Origin of the sequence: Pandoraea pneumonica (genome assembly GCF_902459645.1) — a bacterium.
GTDB classification, from domain to species: Bacteria; Pseudomonadota; Gammaproteobacteria; order Burkholderiales; family Burkholderiaceae; genus Pandoraea; species Pandoraea pneumonica.
Window position 1 is genome coordinate 89,521 of the sequence record NZ_CABPSK010000006.1, and the last position, 25,514, is coordinate 115,034.

General features: G+C 63.8%; 24 protein-coding genes. 10 read left to right on the top strand and 14 right to left on the bottom strand.

Going from position 1 to position 25,514, the window contains the following annotated elements; genetic code table 11:
* The first annotated feature begins 22 nt into the window (after nt 1-22).
* Nucleotides 23-1,657, top strand: coding sequence for a serine hydrolase domain-containing protein (locus PPN31114_RS24035; RefSeq protein WP_150682051.1), 1,635 nt, complete (start codon nt 23-25; stop codon nt 1,655-1,657).
* 65 nt (nt 1,658-1,722) lie between these two features.
* Here the strand turns inward: PPN31114_RS24035 and PPN31114_RS24040 are convergent, their stop codons facing one another.
* From PPN31114_RS24040 to PPN31114_RS24070, 7 genes are read right to left on the bottom strand one after another with little or no spacing between them, the layout of a single operon-like run.
* Nucleotides 1,723-3,411 (bottom strand): serine hydrolase domain-containing protein, encoded by a 1,689-nt coding sequence (locus PPN31114_RS24040; RefSeq protein WP_174988445.1) that lies wholly within the window; start codon nt 3,409-3,411, stop codon nt 1,723-1,725.
* A gap of 16 nt (nt 3,412-3,427) precedes the next feature.
* Complete coding sequence (locus PPN31114_RS24045) at nt 3,428-4,447, bottom strand: dipeptide epimerase (protein ID WP_150682053.1); 1,020 nt, start codon at nt 4,445-4,447, stop codon at nt 3,428-3,430.
* Between the two features lie 6 nt (nt 4,448-4,453).
* Entirely contained in the window at nt 4,454-5,806 is a 1,353-nt protein-coding gene (locus tag PPN31114_RS24050; protein WP_150682054.1) for an MFS transporter, read from the bottom strand.
* Nucleotides 5,807-5,863: 57 nt separating this feature from the next.
* The gene (locus PPN31114_RS24055; RefSeq protein ID WP_150682055.1) at nt 5,864-6,292 is read right to left on the bottom strand and encodes an ExbD/TolR family protein; all 429 of its coding nucleotides are present in this window, start codon (nt 6,290-6,292) and stop codon (nt 5,864-5,866) included.
* Nucleotides 6,293-6,320: 28 nt separating this feature from the next.
* Nucleotides 6,321-6,755 carry an ExbD/TolR family protein gene (locus PPN31114_RS24060; RefSeq protein ID WP_150682056.1) on the bottom strand — a complete coding sequence of 145 codons (435 nt, stop codon included), beginning with the start codon at nt 6,753-6,755 and terminating at the stop codon, nt 6,321-6,323.
* 4 nt (nt 6,756-6,759) lie between these two features.
* Nucleotides 6,760-7,590: a MotA/TolQ/ExbB proton channel family protein gene (locus PPN31114_RS24065; RefSeq protein ID WP_150682057.1), complete on the bottom strand. Its 831-nt coding sequence runs from the start codon at nt 7,588-7,590 to the stop codon at nt 6,760-6,762.
* A gap of 51 nt (nt 7,591-7,641) precedes the next feature.
* Complete coding sequence (locus PPN31114_RS24070) at nt 7,642-8,280, bottom strand: energy transducer TonB (protein WP_150682058.1); 639 nt, start codon at nt 8,278-8,280, stop codon at nt 7,642-7,644.
* A 236-nt stretch (nt 8,281-8,516) separates the two neighbouring features.
* Here PPN31114_RS24070 and PPN31114_RS24075 point away from each other — a divergent pair, with 236 nt between their 5' ends.
* Nucleotides 8,517-9,236 carry a response regulator gene (locus PPN31114_RS24075; protein WP_150682059.1) on the top strand — a complete coding sequence of 240 codons (720 nt, stop codon included), beginning with the start codon at nt 8,517-8,519 and terminating at the stop codon, nt 9,234-9,236.
* Nucleotides 9,237-9,277: 41 nt separating this feature from the next.
* Here the strand turns inward: PPN31114_RS24075 and PPN31114_RS24080 are convergent, their stop codons facing one another.
* The 4 genes from PPN31114_RS24080 to PPN31114_RS24095 all read right to left on the bottom strand — a co-directional run bounded on the left by PPN31114_RS24080 (nt 9,278) and on the right by PPN31114_RS24095 (nt 15,648).
* Nucleotides 9,278-10,933 carry a gamma-glutamyltransferase family protein gene (locus PPN31114_RS24080; RefSeq protein WP_150682060.1) on the bottom strand — a complete coding sequence of 552 codons (1,656 nt, stop codon included), beginning with the start codon at nt 10,931-10,933 and terminating at the stop codon, nt 9,278-9,280.
* Entirely contained in the window at nt 10,930-13,539 is a 2,610-nt protein-coding gene (locus PPN31114_RS24085) for a branched-chain amino acid ABC transporter ATP-binding protein/permease (protein ID WP_150682061.1), read from the bottom strand. Before PPN31114_RS24085 ends, PPN31114_RS24080 begins: the two co-directional genes overlap by 4 nt.
* On the bottom strand, nt 13,536-14,414 hold the full coding sequence (locus PPN31114_RS24090) for a branched-chain amino acid ABC transporter permease (protein ID WP_150682062.1): 879 nt from the start codon (nt 14,412-14,414) through the stop codon (nt 13,536-13,538). The genes PPN31114_RS24085 and PPN31114_RS24090 overlap by 4 nt, the downstream gene beginning before the upstream one ends.
* Before the next feature lie 82 nt (nt 14,415-14,496).
* Nucleotides 14,497-15,648 (bottom strand): ABC transporter substrate-binding protein, encoded by a 1,152-nt coding sequence (locus PPN31114_RS24095; protein ID WP_150682190.1) that lies wholly within the window; start codon nt 15,646-15,648, stop codon nt 14,497-14,499.
* A 446-nt stretch (nt 15,649-16,094) separates the two neighbouring features.
* Here PPN31114_RS24095 and PPN31114_RS24100 point away from each other — a divergent pair, with 446 nt between their 5' ends.
* The 3 genes from PPN31114_RS24100 (at nt 16,095) to PPN31114_RS24110 (ending at nt 18,627) form a co-directional block, all read left to right on the top strand.
* Entirely contained in the window at nt 16,095-17,021 is a 927-nt protein-coding gene (locus PPN31114_RS24100) for a polysaccharide deacetylase family protein (RefSeq protein WP_246182736.1), read from the top strand.
* 67 nt (nt 17,022-17,088) lie between these two features.
* Nucleotides 17,089-17,982, top strand: a complete 894-nt coding sequence (locus tag PPN31114_RS24105) for a GntR family transcriptional regulator (protein WP_150682064.1) — start codon at nt 17,089-17,091, stop codon at nt 17,980-17,982.
* 9 nt (nt 17,983-17,991) lie between these two features.
* Nucleotides 17,992-18,627, top strand: coding sequence for a flavin reductase family protein (locus PPN31114_RS24110; RefSeq protein ID WP_150682065.1), 636 nt, complete (start codon nt 17,992-17,994; stop codon nt 18,625-18,627).
* Between the two features lie 31 nt (nt 18,628-18,658).
* Here the strand turns inward: PPN31114_RS24110 and PPN31114_RS24115 are convergent, their stop codons facing one another.
* A complete protein-coding gene (locus tag PPN31114_RS24115; RefSeq protein WP_150682066.1) occupies nt 18,659-19,393 on the bottom strand; it encodes an SDR family oxidoreductase in 735 nt (244 codons plus the stop codon).
* A gap of 231 nt (nt 19,394-19,624) precedes the next feature.
* Here PPN31114_RS24115 and PPN31114_RS24120 point away from each other — a divergent pair, with 231 nt between their 5' ends.
* Both PPN31114_RS24120 and PPN31114_RS24125 read left to right on the top strand, forming a co-directional pair.
* Nucleotides 19,625-20,212 (top strand): TetR/AcrR family transcriptional regulator, encoded by a 588-nt coding sequence (locus PPN31114_RS24120; protein WP_150682067.1) that lies wholly within the window; start codon nt 19,625-19,627, stop codon nt 20,210-20,212.
* Nucleotides 20,213-20,330: 118 nt separating this feature from the next.
* Nucleotides 20,331-20,840, top strand: a complete 510-nt coding sequence (locus tag PPN31114_RS24125; protein WP_150682068.1) for a hypothetical protein — start codon at nt 20,331-20,333, stop codon at nt 20,838-20,840.
* Here the strand turns inward: PPN31114_RS24125 and PPN31114_RS24130 are convergent.
* Nucleotides 20,790-21,494 carry an aspartate/glutamate racemase family protein gene (locus tag PPN31114_RS24130; RefSeq protein WP_150682069.1) on the bottom strand — a complete coding sequence of 235 codons (705 nt, stop codon included), beginning with the start codon at nt 21,492-21,494 and terminating at the stop codon, nt 20,790-20,792. The two genes, PPN31114_RS24125 and PPN31114_RS24130, sit on opposite strands and share 51 nt — an antisense overlap.
* 42 nt (nt 21,495-21,536) lie before the next feature.
* Nucleotides 21,537-22,103, bottom strand: a complete 567-nt coding sequence (locus tag PPN31114_RS24135) for a helix-turn-helix domain-containing protein (protein WP_150682070.1) — start codon at nt 22,101-22,103, stop codon at nt 21,537-21,539.
* Between the two features lie 212 nt (nt 22,104-22,315).
* Between PPN31114_RS24135 and PPN31114_RS24140 the strand changes: the two genes are divergently transcribed.
* Genes PPN31114_RS24140 through PPN31114_RS24150 form a run of 3 tightly spaced genes read left to right on the top strand, consistent with a single transcriptional unit; the run spans nt 22,316 to nt 25,494 of the window.
* Nucleotides 22,316-23,680, top strand: a complete 1,365-nt coding sequence (locus PPN31114_RS24140; protein WP_150682071.1) for an LLM class flavin-dependent oxidoreductase — start codon at nt 22,316-22,318, stop codon at nt 23,678-23,680.
* 46 nt (nt 23,681-23,726) lie between these two features.
* A complete protein-coding gene (locus PPN31114_RS24145) occupies nt 23,727-24,242 on the top strand; it encodes a flavin reductase (RefSeq protein ID WP_150682072.1) in 516 nt (171 codons plus the stop codon).
* 13 nt (nt 24,243-24,255) lie between these two features.
* Entirely contained in the window at nt 24,256-25,494 is a 1,239-nt protein-coding gene (locus tag PPN31114_RS24150; protein WP_150682073.1) for an MFS transporter, read from the top strand.
* Nucleotides 25,495-25,514 lie beyond the last annotated feature (20 nt).

The following is a 25,514-nucleotide window of genomic DNA, read 5'->3' on the forward strand; positions in this document are numbered from 1 at the left end:
GACCGAATACCGGAGACTCTCAATGACTTTGCAGCACCAAGACGTGCACGATCGGCTTGACGCCCATCTTGCGAAATTCAATCGAAGTGATTCCCCAGGGCTAGTGGTCGGCATTGCCCGCGCGGGGCGTGCGCTGTACCGGAAGGGGTTCGGCATGACGAGCCTCGAACACGGCGTTGCCAACAGTCCGGCCACCCGCATGCGTATCGGTTCGACCAGTAAGCATTTCACCTGCCTTGCCGTGCTGCTCCTTGCCGAGGACGGCAAACTGGATATCGATGCGGGCGTTCGCACTTACCTTCCCGAATTACCCGAATTGAAGGGCGTACCGACGCTGCGTCAGTTGATGACGCATACCGGCGGCTATCGCTGCTATCTCGACTTATCGGTGATCACGCAAGGTGTTGCCACCATCGGTCCGGGCGTGCCGTTAGCGATTGAGTTGCGTCAGCAGGATGTCAACTTCGCACCGGGCGAGCGCATGATTTATTGCAACGGGGGATATCACCTCCTGTCGCAAGTCATCGCACGGGTGAGCGGCATGCCGTTCGAGCAATTCCTTGCGCAACGAATCTTCCGCGTGATGGGCATGAACGACACGGAGTCCGTCAGCGACGACCTGCGAATCCGGCCGCGCATGGCCACGCAGCACGTGCCGGACGGCGCGGGCGGATATTTGCGTGGATTGTTTCCGAGCGTCGATGTCTTGGGCGAGGGCGGTATCGTCTCCACGATTGACGACATGCTGACGTGGACCGCACACCTCCGTCACCCGACCAAACTCGGCAGCCCCGACACGTGGAGAGAGATGCTGACGATGCCGCGATACTCGAGCGGTGAAGTTGGCGTCTATGCGTTGGGATTGATGCGCACCCGCTACCGCAACGTCGACACCATTCATCATGCAGGCGGTGTTTTCGGCGGATGCAGCCAGATGTTGACGGTGCCCGCGCACGACTTGGACATCGTGTTGATGAGCAACGGTGCAGCGGTCAATCCCGTGGCGTTGGCGACCGAGATCGTCGATATCGTCCTGGGCGACGAAGTCCTCGGCGCACCGCGGCAAGCCCCGGCAGAGACGTCGGACAACCCCGGCTTGCGCGGTAAATATCTTTCCGTCGAACCGCTTCAGTGGGTGGAAATCGCGGAGCGCGACGGCGCGTGGTACGCAACGACACACAATCAATCGCATCATCCGGAGCCGCTCATCGCCGATGAATTTGGCTACCGAATCGACGATGGCGCGGGGGCGCAGACGCGCGTCGTGCCGCATGCACGTACACCGGCGGGCGACGTTTCGGCCATCGATGTCATCGAGAGCGGGCATGCCGTCACCTTGCGTCGACACGACATCGTGCTGCCGACCGAGGCGTTAAAAATGGACGAAATCTGCGGTCGATACTTCAGTCACGATGCCGACGCACACGCCGTCGTCTCGATTGAGGATGAGGGGCTGACGCTCGCCATTCGCGGGGCTACGGGAAGTGCACGCTATCGACTGAATGCCTTGACCCGCGATGTCTGGACCTTCGCGCCTGCCGACGCTTCGGCAATGGCGACGGGCACGGCACGGGTGGAACGCAGCGCGGACAAGGCTACGCGCTTTTTCCTTTCCACATCCCGCACGCGGGGACTAGCGTTCGCTCGAGTCGAGTGATGTGGCGCGGCGGTGGGAACTCAGCACGTGAGCGCCCACCGCCGCGATATAGCTAACGAGAAAGCTTACGAGAAAGCCTTGGCGAATCGCAGATGCCGCGTCCGGGGTGTGTTGACAGCAAATCCCTCGACACTCCCCGAGCTGGGGCACCTGACGATGGAAATCGTGCCTGTTGTGATGGCGTTCGGGCCGCGGGGCGAGAAGCGAAACAGATCGGTGTCGAGCGGAAAGACGTCGTAGTGGCATTCCCCCGCGCGCCCCACGATCGCTAACGACATGATTGCGCAAACGTCGCCAGACGCTTCTTTCCCCGGCACCACACGACACAGCGTGGCGCGAGCGTCGGCTTCTTCGCTAGCATAGTCACCGCGTAGCGAATCGACGACATCGAGACTCACCGATGACGGTATCTCAATCCGACGATAAGTCCTTGCATGACCGCAGTGCGAGATGCGCAATTGCGCTGCATCGTCCGGCGCGATGGCGGCCCCCCACTGAAGCAGGAAGGTGCCGTCGCCACTCGATTCCAAGGCGAACTCGCACGTGCCGGTTGCCGGGGCGTCGACCGCGTAGAGCGTTGGATTGCTCGGTTCAAGCGGACCGCTGAGCGTCATGGTCTCGCCACGCTCGGCGATGGCGTAGACGATGTCGCTGTTTGCCTCGCGGTAGGTTCCGGCGCGTTCGCGCCAAGGGGCCATGATGGCGGGCGTCGGGGCGGCGCATTCCTTCAACTCGTCAGCCAACAGGATGTCCAGCATGCGAAGCGACAACGCCGTCGGTGCCGAAATCGCCCCGTTGCTAAGCAGCACGATATCGATGCCGTACTCGGGGACGCATAGCATCTGGCACGATCCCCCGACGACACCCCCGGCGTGGTGGATCAGCTCACACCCGCGATATTGCGTGCGTTTCAACCCCATCATGTAATCGCTGCGCCGGCCACTGGTGAATAGGGGCGACGAAAACATCATGTCCCATGTGGCGGTGCTTCCCACGCGTTTTGCACCGCGCAGATGGGCACACCATTTCAGCATGTCGTCCACGCACGAGACGACGCTGCCCTCGCCGAGTATCTCGCGCGAAGGGAAGAGTCCCCGGCCGTAAGCGCCGTCGCCGTGATCGACATGGCAAGCGGCCATCCGGCTGTGAATCCGATAATCGTCGGGCAGGCAAAACGTATCGTTCATGCCCAAGGGTTCGAATATTTCAGACGCCAGAAACGCCGCGAACGATTGCCCACTGACACGCTCGATCGCCAGCGAAATCAGGTGATATCCGCCGTTGCAGTACATCATCCGCTCGCCAGCAGGAAAATTGACGCCGGTTTGTCTGCGCTGAATGTCGAGCAGATAGCCCGGCGACGGTGCCGCCAGCCCGTTGGTAAGCAGCGAGATGTCGAGCGCGCAGCGTTGCCCGCTTGTGTGAAACATGAGCGAGCGTATCGTCGCCTCGCCTGCGATTCCCGTCAGCTCGGGAAGATAACGCCGGATCGGCACATCGATATCCAGCGCTTTCGCTTCCTGAAGCAGCAGCGTGGCGAGGCAGGCCATGTGCTTGCTTGTCGAGCCGATGCGCAGCCGCGTCTGCGCGTGCAATGCCAGTCCCAGACCAACATCCGACATACCAAAGGCTCGGCGCAACGCGATCTCGCCGTTCATCACCACCCCGGCAACGACGCCCGGTGCGTCGCTTCGGTTGAACGGCTCAAACAGCGCCATCAGCGCTTTGCCATCGAATCGCGCTTGTGTCGACACGGCATATCCTCCGGAATCAATGCGCCTCATGCTGTAAGGCGTCATCGCGCCCCCAAGGACTCTCCGGGCCGAACAGATACCCATCCCGATATTGAAACGAGGGCGTGCGGTCTTCTGCCAGAAAGCAGGGCCCGTCGAGGTCGATGCGGTCGCACAACTGTCCCAGAATGTAGGCCGGTGCGACGCCAAGCGATGTGCAGGGCATGCAGCCGACCATGACCGAGCGTCCGCGCTCTCGAATCGCGCTGACGAGCGAAAGCGCGCGCGTGAGGCCACCGCATTTATCGAGCTTCACGTTCACAACGTCGTACCGGCGCGCGACCGATGCGAGATCGTCCAGATCTTGAAACGACTCGTCTGCGGCCAGGCGAATCGGATATCGCATCGACTCAAGACATTCGTCCTCACCCACCGGCAGGGGTTGTTCGAGCAGGTCGATACCCACGTGCTGCATAACTGGCAGCATCTGGCGCATGTGGTCTTGTGTCCAACCCTGATTGGCGTCAACCGACAGTGCGACGCTGGGGCATGCGGCGCGAATGGCGAGAAGTCGATCGGCATCGGCCGCATTCCCGTCGAGTTTGATCTTCAATGCCACGGCACCTTCGTATCCTCGCGCTGCCTCGGCCATGGCGGGTGCCGTGTCCACGCCGACGGTAAACGTTGTGCGCAGCGGGCGCAGGCGCGCGCGTCCGGCCAATCGCGCGACCGTCATGCCACAACGCTGAGCGGCGAGTGACCACATCGCCGCGTCGACAGCATTTCTCGCACCCCCGGCAGGCAGCAGCCCGATGAGCGCCTCACGCGATATACCGCGCTCGATTTGCGGGCGTACGGCGGCAATTTGCTCGGCCATGTTCTCGGGCGTTTCTGCCCGGTAGTAGACACCGGCGGCCTCGCCTCGGCCTCGATGCTGACCGGATCGCAACGCAACGACCAGTACGCGAGCGGCGTCGACGGTATGACCCGAGACGTGAAAGGGGGCGGCCAGTGGCCAGTGTTCTATGCGAACGGAAAGCGTGCAGGGAATCGTCATAGGCGCTCAGGTGTAGCGTTCGATGGCCGCGCGTACGGCATTGGCCGCACTGCGCATGAGGAGACAGGCCGCGACGAATCCCGACACGGCTACGGCCACGATGGCCCAGATAAGCCCCGAGGCGGTGCCATGCAGGTGATCCGACATCAGGCCGATGGCGACGGGACTGCCGGACTGCATCAACACCGTAGTCAGCACCCCGATCGCCGCCACTCTCGAGCGCAGATAAGGCGGGCAAATGCTCTGCATCAGTCCCGGGAACATGATCATGCCCGCCACGACGCACATGAACTGCGCGCCGAACAGCACGTAGACATACGACACCGACGGCGCGACCAAATAGGCGAGGCTGACGACGCACGCGCCCAAGGCCCCCCACTCGCAAACGCGTAGCGGGGCAAGCACGCCGAGCCGCGAGCTCAGGCGGCGAGCGACTAGCCAGCCGAGCGCACAGCCGATAACGCTGCCGACCATGGCGGCGCTGCCGAGTCCGGCACCCGCCGTAGCCGGTGTTGCGCCGAAGAAGCGCACGGCGACGACCGGCATCCAGGTGGTCACGCCAGCAAACGCCATGTTGATCAGCGCGATGGCCCCGAAAAAACGGATCATCATCGGCATTTCGCGGCGGAAGTATTGCCCCGCAGCGAGCCCGGGCGCCGACACGTTCCCGGTCGCGCGCTGAGTGTCCGAATGGGCATAGCGCGGCCGGATCATCGCGACGATCAACACCAGCAGCGGCGCGGGTATGGCGACGGCGAAGAAGGCCATCCGCCACGTGGAAGCGTTGCCCAGACCGAACGGCATCACGCCGTGCAAGGTGTCGATGCCTTGGATGAGCAGCCCGCCAAGCGCCATACCTGCACCGGCGCTCAACAAGTTGACCAACGCGAAGACCGAGTTGGCGAGAATGCGTTGGCGTGCAGGGAAGAGGTCGGGGAGCAAACCGTAGATGATCGGCATGAGCCCCGCTTCGCCGATACCCAGACCGATCGATGCGATGAAGAGCGTCCAGAATCCGGTCGCCAAGCCGCACGCGGCCGTCGCAGCGCTCCAGAGAAGGATGCACAGCGCCAGCACGGCACGGCGATCCACGCGGTCGGCGAGCCAGCCGATAGGAATGGCCGCAGCGCCTGCAAAGAGCGCAATGCCAGCGCCTTGCAGAAGCCCGACCTGAATGTCGGCAAGGCCGAATTCTGCGCGGATGAGTTCGGCCAACAGCACCAGCATCTGGCGATCGACGTTGGCGAAGAAGGTCACGACGACTAGGGCGAGCAGCCCGAGCCACGCCCCAGCGCCCGCATATTGCTCGCGGCGTGAGGCGGCGGCATACCGTGGCGTTTCGGTATTCGAATCGAACATGTGAAGTCCAGTATTGAGTGCGTCAGCGTGCAAGGGCACGGGCGCAGAGACGAGATGTCATTGCGCGAAGCGCTCGTTACCCACGAGTCCGATGCGCGTCACGCCCAGCCGCTGCGCCGACGCCATGACCGTTGCGACCGACCGGTAGGGCGCTGTCGCATCGGCGCGCAGGTGCAGTTCGGTCGGCGGTGTGGACGTCGCGGCTTCGGTGAGGCGGGTCTCCAATTGCGCGCGGTCGCTAAGCGGCAAACCGTTCCATGCCACGATGCCGCTCGCGTCGACATCGATTTGCACGACGAGCGGAGGCGTCGCGGGTGCGGCATTGGAAGGTGCGGGCATGTCGAGCTTCACGGCATGCGTCTGAATCGGAATGGTGAGAATCAGCATGATCAGCAGCACCAGCATGACGTCGATGAGTGGCGTCGTGTTGATCTCCACCATGATGTCGCTGTTCTCGCCAGCGCCCGAGGGCATGGTCATTGCCATGGCAGTCTCCTGAGAGGTGCGCGTCGCGCTATTGGCGCGGCGGCGCTTCGGTAATGAAGTCGACCTTGGCGATGCCCGCGCGCTGGCAGGCGAGGACAACCCGTCCGATCGCGGCATAGCGAGCATCGAGATCGCCGCGAATTTGGACTTCGGGCTGGGGTGTCAACACGGCGACCGTCTTGAGTTTTTCCATCAACGTCGCCGCGTCGGGAATGTGCCGTTCGTCCCAGTACACCTCGCCGTCGCGTGTGACGGCGAGGACAACGTTCTGAGGCGTGGTCTGCAAGGGTTGCACTGCTTCCTTCGGAAGGGTGACGGGCACGGTGTGCGAAACCACGGGAATGGTGATGAGGAAGATGATGAGCAACACCAGCATGACGTCCACCAGCGGCGTCGTGTTGATGGTCGCCATGACCTCGTCGTGCTCTGCGCCACCGCTCCCGCCAGATAGGGACATCGCCATGGCATCACCCCACACGCGCGACTTGCGACGACCGGGTCGCGACGATGGCCGAGGCCGTCGTCTTGCCGGTGAGCAGCACGTTGTGCATTTCGCAGCCGAAGTCGCGCACGCGCTCCATGACGGCTTTGTTGCGACGCACGAGCCAGTTGTAGCCGAGCACGGCGGGCACGGCGACCGCCAGGCCAATGGCCGTCATGATCAGCGCTTCGCCCACGGGCCCTGCGACCTTGTCGATCGACGCCTGCCCGGCAATACCGATCGCGGTGAGCGCGTGATAGATGCCCCAAACGGTGCCGAAGAGGCCGACGAACGGGGCCGTCGAGCCGACGGTGCCCAAGAACGACAGGCCGTCCTGGAGCCGGTTCGACACGCCGGTCATGGCACGCTCGATAGCGCTGGCGATCCAGGTATTCAAGTCGACCTGATCGAGCAGGGCACCGTTGTGATGATCGCGTGCCGACAGCGCGGTTTCAGCGATATATCGAAACGGGCTACCCGCATCGAGCGACCGGATGCCTTCGGACAGCGACGTGGCGTTCCAGAAGTTCTTTTCGGCGGCGCGGGCGCGACGCAAGACTTTGGCTTGTTCGAGCAATTTCGCGACGATGATGTACCAACTCCCCATCGACATCACCACGAGAATGAGCAGGGTCCCGCGAGCGATCATGTCGCCGCCTTCCCACAGCGCTTGCAGCCCGTAGGGGTTGGTCACGGTCGATGCGGCATGCGCGGCGGGCGAGGTGAGCGCCGCAAGGGTCGACATGACGGCCATGAGGGCCAAGGCGCCCGAAGGGCGGCGCTTACGCGGTGCGGCACGATACTGGAACTGAAACATAGTCGTCTCCTTGACGTGAGTTCAGAGGGGGCGGGGCGGTTGAAGACCGCCTCAATTGAGTTGAAAGTCGAACGGCACTTGCACGCGCACTTCCTGACCTTGTGCGACGCACTGAAACTGCCGGACGGCGCTCTCTGCCGCGCGGTCTAGCACCGGGGCGGCAGAACGGGCGACGCGAAGTTGTTTGACCTGTCCATCGGTGCCGACCACGAATTCGATGAGGACGTTGCCGGTGATGTTGTCGCGCAGCGCTTCACGCGGGTACCGGATACCGGCGCGAACTTGCGCAGAGTTCGGGCAAACGACGCCGACGTTGCCCGCCACAGGCTTGCTCTCGGCAGGGGCCGGAGGCGCCACCGGTGCGGTGGCGACAGGCTTGTCGGACTGCACCGCGATCGCATTGGGTTGCGGCGTGGTGGGCACCTGCACTTCGGGCGGCGGCACGTAGGCCTTCGGCTGGACGACAGGGCGTGGTGCCGGGGCGATCTTCTTTACCGGCGGTGGTGGGGGCGGCGGCGGAGGCGGTTTGAGTTCCTCGATGATGCGTGTCTCGATGGGGGCCTGAATGATCGTCGCGACACGGGTTGCGAGCCCGCTAAGCAGGGCATACAGAATCAGGGCGTGCAGCAGCAGTGCCACGCCGATTCCGAGCAGTCGCCGGGCGGGCGGTTTGGGCTGGGCGTAATTCATGGACTACGTGTCTCCTACCGGCATCGGTCTTGTGTGGAGCCACGTTACGGCGCAGGTATTTCTGTTTCATCTCGACTTTGTATCGGGTTTGATACATAGGCGATGCGATGGACCGGCGCCGAATGTTTCAGGACTGCAACAATGCCGCAAGATTGCTGGCACGTTTGTCGCGGATAATCGCGCAGTGGGGGACTGGGAATCGATGTAGCGAAAGATAAAAAGAGGGGAGAGCGAACATGGCAACGCACGTACTGGTAGTCGACGACGATGCGCAGATTCGTAGTCTGCTTTGCGATTGTCTTGCCGGCTTTGGCATGACCTGTATGCAGGCGGCCAGCGGCGAGGAGATGCACGATGTGCTGGCACACAACGATATCGACATCGTCGTGCTCGACTTGATGCTGCCCGACAGCGACGGCCTGACGCTATGCCGGGAATTGCGCACCTCGTCGGAAATTCCCATCGTGATGCTCACCGCACGTGGCGAGATGACCGACAGAATTGTCGGCCTCGAACTTGGCGCGGACGATTACGTCGTGAAGCCGTTCGAGCCGCGTGAGTTGGTGGCGCGCATTCAGACGATTCTTCGCCGCACCCGCGCGCAGGCGAAGGCGGTACCCGAGCCGAAGGACGAGCGGCGGTTTGCTGGATGGCGCCTCAGTTTGATCGGTCGCCATCTCATTGCGCCCGACAATACGGTCATTCCGCTTTCCAACGCTGAATTTCGACTGCTCAATGCCTTCCTGTCTGCGCCGGGGCGCGTGCTGAGCCGTGAGTACCTAATGGATACGGCGCGGGGAAAGTCGATCGATGCGTTCGACCGCAGCATCGACGTGCAGATATCGCGGCTGCGGCACAAGCTCCGAGAAGACATCAAAGAGCCCCGGTTACTGCGCACGATTCGCGGCGAAGGCTACATGCTCGATGTTCGCGCGCGCTCGGACGTCGACGGCTAGGTGCTGACGGCTAGGTGTTGACGGTATTACGCCGCACGCGACTACACCGCCAGCGCCGCACCATCGCTGCGCGGGTCATGCGCACCGGTCGCGAGACCGTCCTCGGCGATAGCGATCACCCCGGCCTGCCCCGCGAGTGCGCTGTGTTTCGGCAATGCCGCAACGGCATGCCCGCGTTCAGCGAGCGCTGCGAACACGGCTTCTCCGGCATCGCTTTCCAGCTTCAGATTGTCCCGACTGTCGGAGAACGTGCGTCCCAGCAGAAAGCGCGGATGCGACAACGCCTCATCCGGGGCCATCCCGTAGTCGATCAATCGCGTGAGCAATGCGCTTAGCGTCTGGGGCTGACCATCTGCGCCTTGTGTCCCATATAGCAACCGCGCTCGGCCACCTTGCAGATACATGCCCGGATTGAGGGTGTGGAATGGCCGCTTGCCGGGCATCAATGCGTTCGGGTGAGCGCTACCGGTGGGGCGAAACGCTGCGCCACGGTTGTGCCACAACACCCCGGTATCGCCCGCCATCACGCCGCTGCCCCAATCGAAATAGATCGTCTGCAACACGCTCACGGCGCGACCTTCGGCGTCTGTCGCTGCGAAGTACACCGTGTCGCCTTCGCGAAAACGGTGCGGCCATTCGAGCGCGACGTTGTCGTCGATGCGTGCCGCCGCCGCGCGTAAATGCGCATCCGATAACAGCCTCTCCACGGGAACCTCGGCAAACGCCGGATCGGCGACGTACTGGTCGCGATCGATAAACGCCTGCTTCACCGCTTCGACCAGCCGGTGGTAGTACGTCGCGCTGCCATGCCCGCAGTCCTTCAACCCCAGACGCGCAAGGATCCCCATGATTTGCAACGTCGTCACCCCCTGCGTCGGCGGCGGCAGCGTCGCCAGCACACCTTCGCCATAGGGCATCGTCAGCGCGGGCGACACATGCACGCGCGTGTCGGCAAAGTCGTCGCGCGTGAGCGGTGACCCCGCCGACTGCAAGCCCGCCGCCACCCGCGCCGCCAACTCGCCTTCATAGAATTCTCGTGGCCCGCTATCGGCCAGCCGCCGCAGCGTGGCCGCCAATGCCGGTTGCCGGAACCGTTCGCCCACGACCGGTGCACGGCCGTCAGGCAGAAACGTCTCGGCAAAACCGCGCCATATCGACGCCTCACACATCTCACCGGCGCGATACGTGTACCAGAAGTCCTGCGAGCGGCTGATCGCAAAGCCCTCCTCGGCGGCCTCAATGGCCGGTGCGAGCAGCGAGGCCCACGACAGGGTGCCGCCCCATTGCTCGCGACTCACTTGATACGCGGCTTCCCATGCGGCAACCGTAGCGGCGGTCGTCAACGCGGAGACCGGCCCGCGCGTGGGAATCGCATTGCCGTCACGTAACGCCGACGGCAGATGTCGTGCCGCCTGACCGATGCCGGAGATGGCAAGCGGCGCGGCATCGCCAGCCTCGTCGTTTTTGCCGTTAGCGTCCGCCACCAGCCAAAAGCCGTCGCCACCCAGTCCGGTGAAGTGCGGCATCGTCACGCACAGCATGGCCGCGATGGCGATAGCCGCCTCGATGGCGTTGCCACCTTGCTGCAACACATCACGGCCCGCAGCGCTTGCCATCGTATGCGGGCTTGTCACCAGCCCTGCGCGTCCGCTGGCGGCGACGCACGAGCGGCCGTCCATCACGTCGCGCGCCGTCATGCCGCTGCTCCTGCCTTGTGACCTGCCTCATGCGCACCACCGAGGTACGCCGCCGCGAGCCGCGCATCTCCGGCAAGTTCGCCAGCCGAGCCGCTCACCGTCACGCGACCTTCTTCGAGGACATAACCCCGGTCGGCAATCGACAACGCCATCGCGGCCATTTGGTCGACGAGCAACATCGACAGCGACTCGCGGCGTAGTGCATCGAGCGACGCGAACAATTCCGCGATGACCTTCGGTGCGAGGCCCAGCGACGGCTCGTCGAGCAGCAGCACACGCGGCGCTGACATCAACGCCCGCGCAATGGCGAGCATCTGCTGCTCGCCGCCGGAGAGCAGACCGGCGCGCTGATGTTGCCGCTCGTGCAAGCGTGGATATCGCGCAAACATCTGTGCGATGCGCGCGTCGAGCGTGGCACGCGGCAAACGTCCGCACGGGAACGCGCCGAGCCGCAGGTTATCGAGCACCGACAACTCCGGAAATACCTGACGCCCTTCGGGCACGAGCACTACGCCTAGCGCGGCGATCTTCGCGGCGTCCAGTCGTGACAGGTCGCGTCCGTTGAACGTAATGCCGCCGCTAACCGGACGATGCAGCCCAGCCAGCGCACGCATGAGGGTCGATTTGCCAGCACCGTTGGCACCGAGCAGCGCGACGAGTTCACCATCGCGCACCTGAATCGAGACGTCATGCAGCACCGGCGCGGCACCATAGCCCGCCGTCAGCTTGCCGACGCCGAGCACCTCCGGGGTGGAGACGGCGACGCGCTCCACCGGCACCGCCGCATCGGCCGCCGCTGCGCCGAGATAGGCCTGCCGCACACGTTCGTCGTGCCGAATCGCGGTGGGGGTGCCTTGCGCGAGAAAGCGCCCGGCGTCGATCACGACGATGCCGTCCGACACGCCCATCACCAGCGACATGTCATGCTCGACGAGCCCCACAGCCACACCACTGTCGGCGATTTGCCGCAGCAGCTTGCCAAGCTTTTCCTTGTCTTGCGTCGACAAACCGGCAGCCGGTTCATCGAGCAGCAAGACGGCGGGGCGAGTGGCCAACGCCCGGGCAATTTCCACCAAACGGCGGTCGACGTGCGCGAGATCGGCGGCCATGAGATCGACATCGCCGTGATAGCCACACGCCCGCAACAAGGCCAGCGCCTCATCGCGTTGCGTTGCGCTCTGCATGCGGGCAACGCCGAGCAACCCGCCAAGACGCCCCGCGCTCAACGCCAGCGTGACGTTATCGAGCACGCTCATGCCGCCGAACAGTTGCGACGTTTGATACGTGCGCGCCACGCCGTGCCGCGCACTGTCGCAAGCGCCTTTGGCCGCTAGCTCGTCAGTACCGAGCGAGCGCGTACCCGAGAGCGGACGGTAGAAGCCGGAGAGCATGTTGAGCACGGTCGACTTGCCTGCACCGTTCGGGCCGATCAGACTCGTGACCCGCGCCGAGGGAAGGTCGAAGGACAAGTCGGCCACGGCCTTCACGCCACCGAACGTCATCGCTAGCCCATGCGCCGCCAGTCCTTTGCGCTGCGCCGGATCGAGCACCGGCAAGGTCAGCGCCGATGCCGTGTCGCTGCCGCCATGACCTGCCCCGGCGCGCCGCCGCGATTGCCACCACTGCCCCAGCACGCCGATCACGCCGTTGGGCGCGCCCCACAGCACCACCAGCAAGAGCACGCCGAAGCACAGCAGCCGCAGGTTCTCGAGACTGGCCAGAAATTCCGGCAACAGGCCGACGATCACTGCGCCGACCAGCGGTCCGGCAATGGTGCCCGCACCACCGATCATCACGACGAGCACGAACAAAATCGATTGCAGAAACGAGAACATGCCCGGCGTGACCATGCCTTGCAACGGTGCGAACAATCCGCCCGCTAACCCGGCGAGCGCCGCAGAGAAAGCGAACGCCACGGCCTTCACAACGAGAGGATTGACGCCGATCGATGCCGCCGCCGTCTCGCTGTCTCGCACTGCGCGCATGGCGGCGCCCCATGCGCCGCGAGAGATGCGCGCATAGATCAGCAACGCGACGGCAAGCACGGCCAGCGCTGCGACGGCGACAACGCGTTCGCTGCCGCCAATGCCGAAGACGCCCGGCGGCATCACGCCCATCAGCCCGTTCTGGCCGCCCGTCAGGCCACGCCATTCGACGGCACCGTGTTCGACGATGAAGCCGAAGGCAATCGTCACCATCGCCAGCCCCGGCCCGCGCACGCGCAGCGCAGGCAGCGCCAACAAACCACCGGTGAGTGCCGCGATTGCGCCACCTGCCAGCCATGCGGGCCAGAACGGCCAGCCCGCTTGCGTGGTCAGAATCGCTACCGCATACGCACCGATGGCGTAGAAGCCGACGTGGCCGAACGACACCTGTCCGGTAAGCCCCAGCAAAAGATTCAGACCGACGCCGCAGATCGCGAGCAACGCGACACCGGCGATCACCACGACGAAATAGCCGTTCACGACACACGCAGCACCGGCCATCGCCAACAACGCGACGCCGAGCGCGGCAGCAAGCGCGAGGCCGTCGCGCGAGGTCCGGCGCTTTTGCAACGCTTGCGCTTTGGAAGGTTGCGACGCCAGCCGCAAAGAAGAATCGCTCATACCTTGCGCACCTCCGCGCGGCCGAACATGCCGTCCGGTCGCATCGCCAGTAGCACGATGACCAGACCGAACGTGATGATTTGCGTGTAGCCCGAGCCGAGCGTCGCGGTGATCATCGCCTCGGTGATGCCGAACAACAGGCCTGCGATCATCACGCCCCACGCGCTGGACAATCCACCGAGAATCGCCACCGCAAACGCCTTGAGACCGAACACAGTGCCCATGTCCGCCTGCACATTGAACAGCGGGGCGATCAGCACCCCGGCGATACCGGCGAGCAGCGTCGAGATCGCAAACGCGCCCGCGATGGTGCGCTGGATCGGAATGCCCATAAGCCGGGCGGCGTCACGGTTCTGCACCACGGCGAGCATGGCCACGCCCCAGCGCGAGCGGCGCAACACGTAGTGCAGCAACGCGGCCAGCGCGAGTCCCACGACCGGAATCAGCAGTTGTAACGGATAGACGCCGAGTCCCGCGTCACCGATTTGCAGCGAGCTTTGCGCGAGCGGCGAGGGCAGGCTGCGCGGCTCCGTGCCGAAGGTCAGCATGACGAGGTTGTCGAGCACGATGCCGAGCGCCACCGTCGCCATCAACCACGCGCTCGACTTGCGCCGCACGAACGGCTGCACGGCGAGCCGCTCGACGACGAGTCCGTAGACGGCGCACAGCGCCAGCGCTGCGACGATGGCCAGCGGCATCGGCCAGCCGAGCGTCTGCGCAAACGTGTACGCCAGGACTGCGCCCAGCATCATCGAGCTGCCCTGCGCGAAATTGACCGTCGCGCTCACAGCGAAAGTCAGATGAAAGCCGAGTGCCATGAGGCCGTACATACTGCCGAGCCCCAGGCCGGCGACGAGCGCCGAGATCCATTGCATGAGAAGTCCTCCGGGACGCCGCATGGCGGCGCCCGTTCATTGCCGGTGTCGTGTGTTCGTGTCGTGCCGTCGGTTGCGAGAACTACTTCGCTGCGACCTTCGCGCCAGCGGGTGCCACCGGCACGATGCGGTTGTCGATGAACTGCGCCCACACATAGTCCTGTGCCGAGAGGGCGTCGTGTTGCGCTTCGCTGAACGGCTTCACATACGTCTTGATGAGCCCTTCGTAGCGATCGATTTTGTAGAAGCCAGTACGGATGGCGTCGCCGTTGGTCGACCCAGCGCGATCGATCGCGAGCGCCGTGAGACGCATGGCGTCGTAGGCGTTGGCGACACCGACGGCCGGGGTAATGTCGTCCGGTCCCTTGATGTCCGGATACTTCGCCTTGAGCGCGGCGACGACACGCGTGCTCACTGGCGACGTCGCGCCGAAGAAGCTATACGTCTGCACGAAATGCACGGTCTTGGCGTTCGGGCCTGCGAGTTCGGTGAAGCGCCCGCCTGCCGGGCCCCAGTGCGAGACGATGGGTACCTTCCAGCCCATGCGGTCGAGCGACTTCACAACCTGTGCCGACGGCCCGACGTTGCCGACCATCAGCAGCGTGTCTGCCCCCGCTGCCTTCAGGCGTCCGAGTTGCGGCGTCACGTCCACGTCGTTCGCCTCGAACTTCTCGACGGCGGCGGGCTTCATGCCCTTTGCCGCAAGCGCTGCCACGATGCCTTTCTCGTTCGATTCGCCCCACGGGTTGTTCACGAGAATCAGGCCAAGTTTCTTCGCGCCGAAGGTCTGCTGCGCGTAGTTCACCATCGCGCCGTCGACGATTTCATCCACCGCCGACACCCGGAACACGAAGTTCGGATTGGCACCGTTGTGGGTAATCGGCGTACCAGCCGCCCACGGTCCCATGAACGGCACTTTCTCCTGATTGGCGATAGGGACGATGGCCATCGAGACCGGCGTATCGAGACCGCCGAAGAGCACGGCCACTTTGTCTTTGTAGATCAATTCGCGCGCCGCGAGCACACCCTTGGCCGGGTTGCCTTCGTCGTCGCGCCGGACCAGTTCGAGCTTGCGCCCGCCGAGTACGCCGCCACTCGCGTTGATCTCGTCGATGGCGATGGTCATGCCGCGCGTGAGCGCTTCTCCGGCACGTGCCGACTGTCCCGAGAGCGCCGTGACGAGGCCGATCTTGACCGTGTCCGCGGCGTAGCTCGCGACGCTGGCAAACGACATACCGGCCGCAGCGATGGCGAGCGCGCTCGCACGAAGCCAGCGGCGGCGGGAGGGCGTCGACGAGCAGGGGCTGACGGCGTTGTGACGAGCTGAGGCAGACGAAGCAGACATGAGCAATCTCCGAGAGGAAGCATCAGAAGCGAAGCGGGAAGGGCGGGCGCCCCAACATCGGGTGCGGCCCACGATGTCTCCGCCGTACGCAAGAGGCATGCCACCTCGTCGACATTTCGATACTGCGACGCCGAACGATAGGAATACCAACGTGTTGACGATCTGGCATTGAAATTGCGAACGATTGCGTAGGACGTTCGTTGACGATGCGCTTTGCGCCAACTCGGAACGCGCCCGCACTGCGGCGGTGCGCGAATGTTTCAAGACGACACACGATGACTTCTGCTCTGCCTCTTTCTCTACCCTCGCAACCCGATGCGCCCACGACTGGTGACATGCGCTTCGGCCCGCTTCGCTCGCACGAGCGCTTCGACTATTTGCCGATTACGGCGCGCGACACCTATCGCTGGCCCAACGGCGCGCGTCTGGCGGTGTATCTCGGCTTCAATCTGGAGCACTTTGCTTTCGGGGAAGGGCTGGGGGCGAATCTCGGTCCCCTCTCGCCACAGCCCGACGTGCTCAACTACAGTTGGCGCGAATACGGAAACCGCGTGGGCGCGTGGCGCTGTCTCGATCTGTTTGGCGATCTGGCGATGCGGGCTGGCGTGGTGCTCAATACGTCGCTGCTCGATCACTGTCCCGAGCTCGTGCGCGCTTGCGTGGAGCGTGGCGATGAGCTGATCGGCCATGGCCATACGAATGCGCATCGGCAAAGCGATTTCGAGCCCGCGCACGAGCGCGATCTGCTCGCGCATTGCCGTTCCCGCCTGACGGAGATGACCGGCTACACGCCGACCGGATGGCTTTCGCCGTGGATTTCCGAGACACATCACACACCGGATCTTCTCGTGCGCACCGGCTATCGCTACACATTGAACTGGTGTCACGACGACCGCCCGGTGCGCATGCGTACCGCGCACGGCACGCTGTGGTCGGTGCCTTATCCGCAGGAGGTGAACGATATTCCGATGATCGTCGGGCGCCAGATGGACGGCGCAGCGTTCGCCGACGTGATTGCCGACAATTTCGACGAGATGTACGCTCAGGCCGAACATCCCACGCGTGGGCAGCCGCTCGTGATGGGGATTGCGCTGCATCCGTATCTCGTTGGGCAGCCGTATCGCCTGCGGCATTTGCGACGGGTGCTCACACCGATTGCCCAAGCGGCGCAGCGCGGCGAGATTTGGCTGGCCACGCCCGGCGATATCGCCGCGCACGTGGCGGCGGTTAGCGTTGCCGAGCCCGGCGCTGTCATGGGATGAACGCATCATGACGCTCAAGCCGTATTGCCCGGATTGCGAATCTTCGACCCTATTGCCATTGCCCCCTATGCCAGCCGACAAGCCCGCCGCCCGTGCGCGCCGTCCTGCCGCTCATGCCGCTAATGCCGCCTCGGACGGAAACGAAACCGAATCCCGCCTGCTCTCGTTGCACTCGCCCGTCGCGAACGACGACGAGCAGAGTGCCGAGACGCGCATCGAGACTCAGATCTACCGCACCATCGTCGATGGCGTGCTCGCGCATCGGCTTACCCCCGGCACCAAGCTGCCCGAGCCGGAACTCTGCCAATTGTTCGATGTGGGACGCGCGGTGGTGCGGCGCGTGCTGGAGCGTCTAGCGCACGACGGCATCGTGACGCTCAGGCCGAACAAAGGCGCTGTCATCGCCGAGCCGACGCCGGAGGAAACCCGCGAGATTTTCGAAGCCCGGCGTGCGTTGGAGCGTTCGCTCGTGGAGCTTGCCGTGTCGCGCGTGACCGAAGACGATCTCGCCATGCTGCGCCGCCAACTCGATGCCGAGCACGAAGCCATGCACCGTTTCGATCAGCCGTCGTGGGCACGGCTGGCGAGCGACTTCCACCTGCGTGTTGCCGCGCTTGCGGGCAATGCGGTGCTGTTGCGCTATCTCACTGAATTGATTTCGCGGTGTTCGCTCATCGTGGGCTTGTACGAGCCGCCGGGTTACGCGCCGTGCGAACACGACGAGCATGCGGCCATTGTGGCCTGCATCGAAGCGCGCGACGCCGCGGGGGCTATCGCCCGCATGCAGTCGCATCTCGAGGAACTTGAGCGCCGCATCGAGACGACCCGCATGCGAGGACAAAAGAGTCTGGCGTCGTTGCTGGGTTTGCCGGAGGTGCCGGAAGTGTCGCTTGCCGGGGACGACGAACCGCCTGCCGCGTCTGTAGCGCCTGCCAAGCGCACTAGCCGCAAACGCGCCTGAGGACATCGCATGGAAATCGACTTCCGTGAAATCACGGCGTATCAGCGATACAAACTGATGGCCAGTCTGATCGTGCCGCGTCCGATCGCGCTCGTGACCACGATCAGCGATGGCGGCACCGTCAATGCGGCGCCGTTCTCGATGTTCAACATGCTCGGCGAAGAGCCGCCGATTGTGATGCTATCGATCAACCGGCGCGACGACGACTCGCTGAAGGACACCGCGACGAACATCCTGCGCGACCGGGAGTACGTCGTGCATCTGACCGACGAGGCGATGGCGGCGCGCATGCACGCGTGCGGAGACAGTCTGCCGCCGACCGAGAGCGAGTTGGTGCACGCAGGACTCACGCCGGTAGCGAGCAGCCTTGTCGCGCCGCCGCGCATTGCCGAAGCCCCGGTTGCGTTCGAATGCACCTTGTGGGAAACGCTGGAGACACCGAGCCGTCACATCTTCATTGGCCGTGTCGAGCGCATGCACGCCCGCGACGAGTTGATCGATACGCAGCATTGGCGCGTGCGCTTGCAGAACTACTTCCCTGTTGGCCGCTTCGGTGCGAGCTTCTACGTCGACACGCGCAATCGATTCTCGCTGGAGCAACGCGACGGGCAGCCCACGGCGGCGACGGCCGTCGACGAGATGTGACGACACCGGCCGCCCGCCTTGCGAGGGGCGACTACGCGTGCTGACGCGTCGCCGCCAGCACGATTTCGCGAATGCAAACGCCTGGCGGCTGGGCGTAGGCGTAATAGATGGCATTGGCCACGTCGTCCGCCGTCAGAACCTTGCCGCCCATCTCCGACTTCCACGCTTCGTAGCCCGTCTTGATGCTCTCGTCGGTCGTGTGGCTGAGCAGATCGGTCTCGACCGCACCCGGGGCAATCGTCACCACGCGCACGTTATGCGCCGAGAGTTCCTCGCGCAGGTTTTCCGACAATCCGTGAACTGCGAACTTAGTGCCGACGTAAGCGACATGGTTGGGGAACGTCTTGCGCCCGGCCACCGAGCTGATGTTGACGATGGTGCCGCGCTGGCGCTGCACCATGCCAGCAGCAACGGCGTGCACCCCGTTGAGCACGCCCTTGATGTTGACGTCGATCATGCGATCCCATTCGGCGGGGTCTTGCCGCGTGATGTCGCCGAGCAACATCATGCCCGCATTGTTGATGATGGCGTCTGCGGGGCCGAACTGCTGTTCTGCTTCGCGCACCGCGGCAACCAACGCGTCCCGGTCGGTGACGTCCACCGATCGCGTCATCATGTTCGGCAGATCGAGTGCCTGCATTTTTTCCAGGCGACGCGCCAGCAACAGCAGCGGGTGGCCGTGAGACGAAAACAGGCGAGCGGTCGTCATACCGATGCCGGAACTGGCGCCGGTGATGATCACGAGGGGTTTTTGCGCTGCGGTCATGAACTGCCTCCAGAGGTTGGTGTGGCCGATCGTTAAGCGTCGACTGAAATTCTAGGCACAAATGTCGATACAGTTGCCGTGAAGCGAGGCGGGGTGCGGCAGGTTTGAAGCCGATTTGACATTTAACCAACCAACTAGTAGATTGGCTGCCATTGAATGTTTTCATCGGCGTCGATGGTGGGTTCGGAGATTGCGTGCCGAGCCCCGTTGGCCCGAATCGAGCTAAGGACTATGACCGTAACGTTGTCGCCGCGTGCCACCGAAATTGCCGATCACACCAAACAATTGTTGGCGGCAGGGGGATATCACGGCTTCAGCTACGCCGATTTATCCGAGCGCGTGAACATCGGCAAGGCGAGCATCCATCACCATTTCCCGAGCAAGGCCGAACTGGTGCTCACTGTCGTCAAACGGCACCGGGAGCAAGCCAGTGAGGGACTGGCGGCGCTGGATCAGCACGTCGCAGACCCCACGGCCCGCCTGAACGCTTATACCGATTACTGGGCGCAATGCATTCGTGACGGTTCAATGCCGATGTGTATATGCGCCATGCTCGCCGCCGAGCTGCCCATGATCCCGAAAGAGATTGCGGACGAGGTGCGCGGCTACTTCGACAGCCTGACCGCGTGGCTCGCAACGGTGCTCGCCGCTGGCGTGGCGAAAGGGCAGTTCAAATTACGCGATAGCGCACAGGTGGAAGCGCAGACGTTGATGTCCACGGTGCACGGCGCCATGTTGACGGCGCGTGCGTTGGGCAACGCAGAGGCATTTCAGACAATTTCGCAAGCGGCGATCCGCCGCTTGAGCGCGACGGACTGAGTATCGTTCGGGCGTGCCAGGAAGGAAGGGCGCTACGGCGCCCGATTTTTGATGCAACAAACCAACCAACTAGTTGGTTGTTATTTCGATCATCGCTACTTAGCGGGAGTTTCTTGCCATGCCTCATCCCATCTCTACCTTGGGCGCGGGTCATACCGCCATCAGTCTTGTGACATTCGTGGCGGGGCTGGTCAGCTTCGTCCGGTATCAGCGCATCGAAAGCGCCAGCCGCTCGGGCAAGCTGTATCTGGCCGGGATGTTGATCTCGGTGTTGACGTCGTTTGGCCTATCGAGCACAGGCGGTTTCAATGCCGGTCATGCGCTGGGCATTTTGGCTTTGCTCGCGACGCTGGGCGGGCTGGTCATTCCGAATATCGGATTCCTTGGTCGCGCACGGCCTTATCTGTCGCAACTGGCGTTCGCGTTCAGCTTCTTCTTGTTGCTGGTGCCGGGCATCAACGAGACACTCACCCGCTTGCCGGTCAGCCATCCGCTCGCCAGCGGCCCGGAGTCGCCGCTAGTGCGCGGCGCGCTTGCGGCGTGGCTGGGCATCTTCGTGGTTGGCGCTGTCGTGCAGTTACTGTGGTTGCGTTCGCAGCGCAAACTCCACCGCAGCACTAGCGTGTAAGGCGGTCGTATCGAGCAGCAGCAAGTCGTTGTCCTCGGGCTTCACCAGCAAGGAAATTTCGGTGCAGCCGAGGACGATGGCTTGTGCGCCGCGTGAGACTAGCCGCGCCATCACGTCCTGATATGCCGCAAGCGACGTGTCCTTGACGATGCCGACACACAGCTCGTCGTAGATCACGCGGTGGACCACCTCACGATCGGCGGCATCCGGGACGAGCACATCCAGACCGAACTTCTCACGCAGCCGCGATTTGATGAAGTCCTGCTCCATCGTGAAGGCGGTTCCGAGCAGCCCAACGCAAGTGATGCCATGGGCTTTGGCAGCCTCGCCAACCGGGTCAGCGACGTGCAGCAGCGGGATAGCAACCGCGTCCTCGATGAAGCTCGCCAGCTTGTGCATCGTGTTCGTGCAGAGCACCACACACTCGGCACCACCGGCTTCAAGGCGTTTCGCTGCCTGTTGAAGCAGTACGCCCGCATCGTCCCAACGCCCCTCATGCTGGGCGCGCTCGATAGGACCGAAATCGACGCTGAACATCAGCATCTCGGCCGAGCGCAATGGCCCGAGTCGGGCCTGAACGGCTTCGTTGATGATGCGGTAATACTCGGCGCTGGATTGCCAACTCATGCCGCCGATAAGGCCGATGGTGCGCATGAAAACTCCTGCTGCGATGGTGAGCGTAAGTGGGCCGTAATGTTATCGCCGCACCAGCGCGACCACATAAACACAAGGCTGCTTGCCCGGATTACGGAAGGTGCAAGGCGCGGGCGGTCCAAGCTGAAGGCAGTCGCCTTCCTTAAGCTCATAAGTCAGTTCGCCCTCGTCGAACATCAGCGTGCCTTTCTGCACCCAGATTTGCTGATGCTGGAACGTGAACGCCGACGACGGATACGACACGTTGACGCCGGGCGGCAGCGTGACTTCCAGCAATTCCAGCATGCCGCCATTGCGCGGCGACACCGCACGGCGCAGATAGCCCGTCTCCGGGTCTTGCCAGACGAGTTGCTCGTCGGCGCGGCTCAACCGTTCTCCCGACTGTTCAGCGAGCGAGAGCAGCATGGACAGTTGCAGGCCGAACGCCCCTGACAGACGGCCCAGCAATGCGGCCGTCGGCGAGGCAGCGCCCCGCTCGATCTTGCTGATCATCGCTTTCGACACGCCGGAGCGCTCGGCAAGGTCGCCCAGCGACCAGCCGCGAGACTCGCGTTCGATACGGATGCGATGCGAAATCGCCGGTGTCGGATCGACCATCGGGGGCGCCATGCTGTGATTCCAAAGGTTTCGAGTTGCGAAATTATACAAGCCGACTCCCGCCCAAACCTGCCACACCACCACTGTCTTTCTCCATCGACCTGCGCGTTAACCCCAATCTGAAACATTTTTGATCGTAGTCAAACGTCTACTATAGTAAACGGCAACGACGAGTCGACCGTTGTCGATTCCGCTTTCCAATTTGTTGCAGACAAGGAGTCAACATGCCCCGTGAAATTCGGCTGAACGCTTTCGAGATGAACTGCGTGGGTCATATTCAGCAAGGTCTCTGGACGCATCCGCGCGATCAATCCACGCGCTATGGCGAGCTCCAGTACTGGGCCGACTACGCGAAAAAGCTGGAGAAAGGGCTCTTCGACGGCATGTTCTTCGCGGATGTCGTCGGTGTGTACGACGTCTATGGCGGCAACGCCGACGCCGCTCTGCGCAATGCCGTGCAAGTGCCCGTCAACGACCCGCTGATGCTCATCCCGGCCATGGCGGCCGCCACGCAACACCTTGGCTTCGGTGTCACGGCCAACCTCACGTACGAGCAGCCGTTCCTGTTCGCGCGCCGCATGTCGACGCTCGATCACCTGACGGGCGGGCGTATCGGCTGGAACATCGTCACGGGGTATCTCGACAGCGCGGCGCGTGCCATCGGCATCGAAGGCCAGATCGCGCACGACGACCGTTACGACCTTGCTGACGAATACATGTCGCTCGTCTACAAACTGTGGGAAGGCAGTTGGGACGACGACGCCGTGGTGGCCGACCGCGCGGGCGGCGTGTATGCCGATCCGTCGAAGGTTCGCGTCATTCACCATCACGGCAAGCAATACAAAGTCGACGCCATGCATCTGAGCGCGCCGTCGCCGCAACGCACGCCGGTGCTTTATCAGGCAGGCTCGTCGCCGCGCGGCTGCCAGTTCGCCGCCACGCACGCCGAGTGCGTTTTCGTGAACGGTCAGAAGATGGACGGCGTGAAGGAGATCGTCGACACGATTCGCGCACAAGCCGTCGCGCATGGCCGTCAAGGCAGCGACGTCAAGGTCTTCATGGGTGCCACGCCCATCGTGGGCCGCACCGACGCCGAGGCGAAAGAGAAGTTCGAAGACTACCGCCGCTACGTGAGTTCCGAAGGCGCGCTGGCGCACGCGGCAGCGTCGCTGGGGATCGACTTCGCCAAGTACGACATCGACGAGCCGATCGACACGGGCAAGAGCCAGGCGATCGTATCGAACGTGACCGCCATGACGCGCGCGGCCGGCCCGCAGTGGACCCGTCGCAAGCTGCTCGAACAGATGGTGCTCGGCAGCCGCCAGACGCCGTGGGTCGGCTCGGCGCAAAGCATCGCCGACCAGATGATGTCGTGGAGCGAAGCCACCGGTATCGACGGCTTCAACCTGTCGCGCACTGTCGTGCCGGAGTGCTTCGAAGACGTGATCGATCTCGTGGTGCCGCTGTTGCAGGAGCGCGGCGCGTACAAAACATCCTATGGTGAAGGTACGTATCGCAAGAAGCTCTTCGGTCACGACCGTCTGCCGAGCACGCACAGCGCCGCGCAGTACCGCTCGGGCGCGAAGTAAGCCTGCCGTGAATCGCAACTGTCACGTTTGGAACGAGGTGAACGACATGGACAAGTGCACGGTAGATAAATCGATCTTCCGCGAAGCGATGGCAGGGCTGGGTGCTGCCGTCAACGTCATTACCACCGATGGCCCCGGCGGGCTCGCCGGCTGCACGGCGTCTGCCGTGTGCGCCGTCACCGACGACCCGCCCACGCTGCTCGTGTGCATCAACCGGGCGAGCCGCAACAATGCCGTCATGCGCGAGAACGCACGCCTTTGCGTGAACGTACTCTCGGCTGACCAGCGCGATATCGCCATGCAGTTCGCGACCAAAGACCTCTCCATCGAGACCCGCTTTGCCAGCGGCGACTGGGACACGATGGAAACCGGCGCACCGGCCTTGCGCGGCGCCGTCAGCGTGCTCGATTGCGAGGTTTCGTCGATCACGGAAGTCGGCACCCACACGGTCTTCTTCTGCGAAGTGAAAGCGGCGCGTTCCAGCAGCGCGCTCGACGGATTGATCTACTTCGCACGCGGGTTCCACCGTGTCGGCATGGTCGCGCAAGCGGCCAGCGCCTGAGGACGGACGCGTCATGGACTGGGTGACCACCACTCGCCACCATCGCGCACCGCGCGGCAAGGTCGCGTCGCTCGCGATCGTGCTGCTCGCGCAGGTGGCGGCGATGGGCGTCTGGTTTTCGTCGACAACGGCTGTCGCGCTGATCAAGCGAACGCAGGCAATTGCGTCAGGCGACGAGGCGATGCTCACGGGCGCGGTGCAGCTTGGCTTCGTCATCGGCACCGTCGTGTCGGCCACGCTGGCGCTCCCAGACCGTTACGACCTGCGCAAGATCTTCGCGGCATCGGCCTTGATGGCGGCGCTCACCACTGGCGCTCTGGCGGTGTTGCCGCCGACGGGGCCGCTGGTGATCGCACTGCGCCTGTTGACCGGCGTGTGCATGGCGGGCGTGTATCCGGTGGGCATCCGGCTTGTCGCCACGTGGGCGAAAGCCGACCTCGGGCTGCTGATCGGGCTGCTGGTGGCGGCACTCACGCTGGGGTCTGCCAGCCCGCATCTGATCGGCGGCTGGCAAGACCTCGACTGGCGCTGGGTGTATCTCGCCGCAGCGATGCTGGCGGTGGCTTCGGGTGTCGCCATTGGCTTCGCGGCGATCGGTCCGAACATCAAGCGGGCCGTGCGCGTCGATTTTTCAAAGGTGACGCAAGCGTGGCGCAACCCTGCGGTTCGGCTGGCGAATCTGGGATACCTCGGCCACATGTGGGAGCTGTATGCCATGTGGGCGTGGCTGGGGCTGTTTCTGCAATACACGCTGAACTTGCACGGCGTTGCCGATTTTCACGAGAAGGCGGAAATGCTGACGTTCGCGGTGATCGCGTTCGGCGCGGTCGGCGCGTGGGCCGGGGGGCTGCTCGCCGACCGCATTGGCAGAACGCTCGTCACGATTGGCGCGATGGCGACCAGCGCGACGTGCGCCGCCATCATCGGCTGGCTACCGGGTGCGCCGCTGGCGATCGTCGTGGGCGTGGCGTTCGTGTGGGGCTTCTCGGTGATTGCGGATTCGGCGCAGTTCTCTGCGGCCGTGGCCGAGTTGGCGGACCCGACGTCGGTCGGCACGCTGCTCACCGCGCAGACCTGCGCAGGCTTCTTGCTCACGCTCGCCAGCATCAGGCTGGTGCCGGTCATCTCGGCCCATCTCGGTTGGGCGGGTGCCATGGGCATGCTAGCCATTGGACCGGCGCTGGGCTGTCTTGCCATGTGGCGGCTGCGCCAGCATCCCGAATCGCGCCGAATGGCCGGCGGCAAGCGATAGCACGCCTTCGTCTTCTTTCG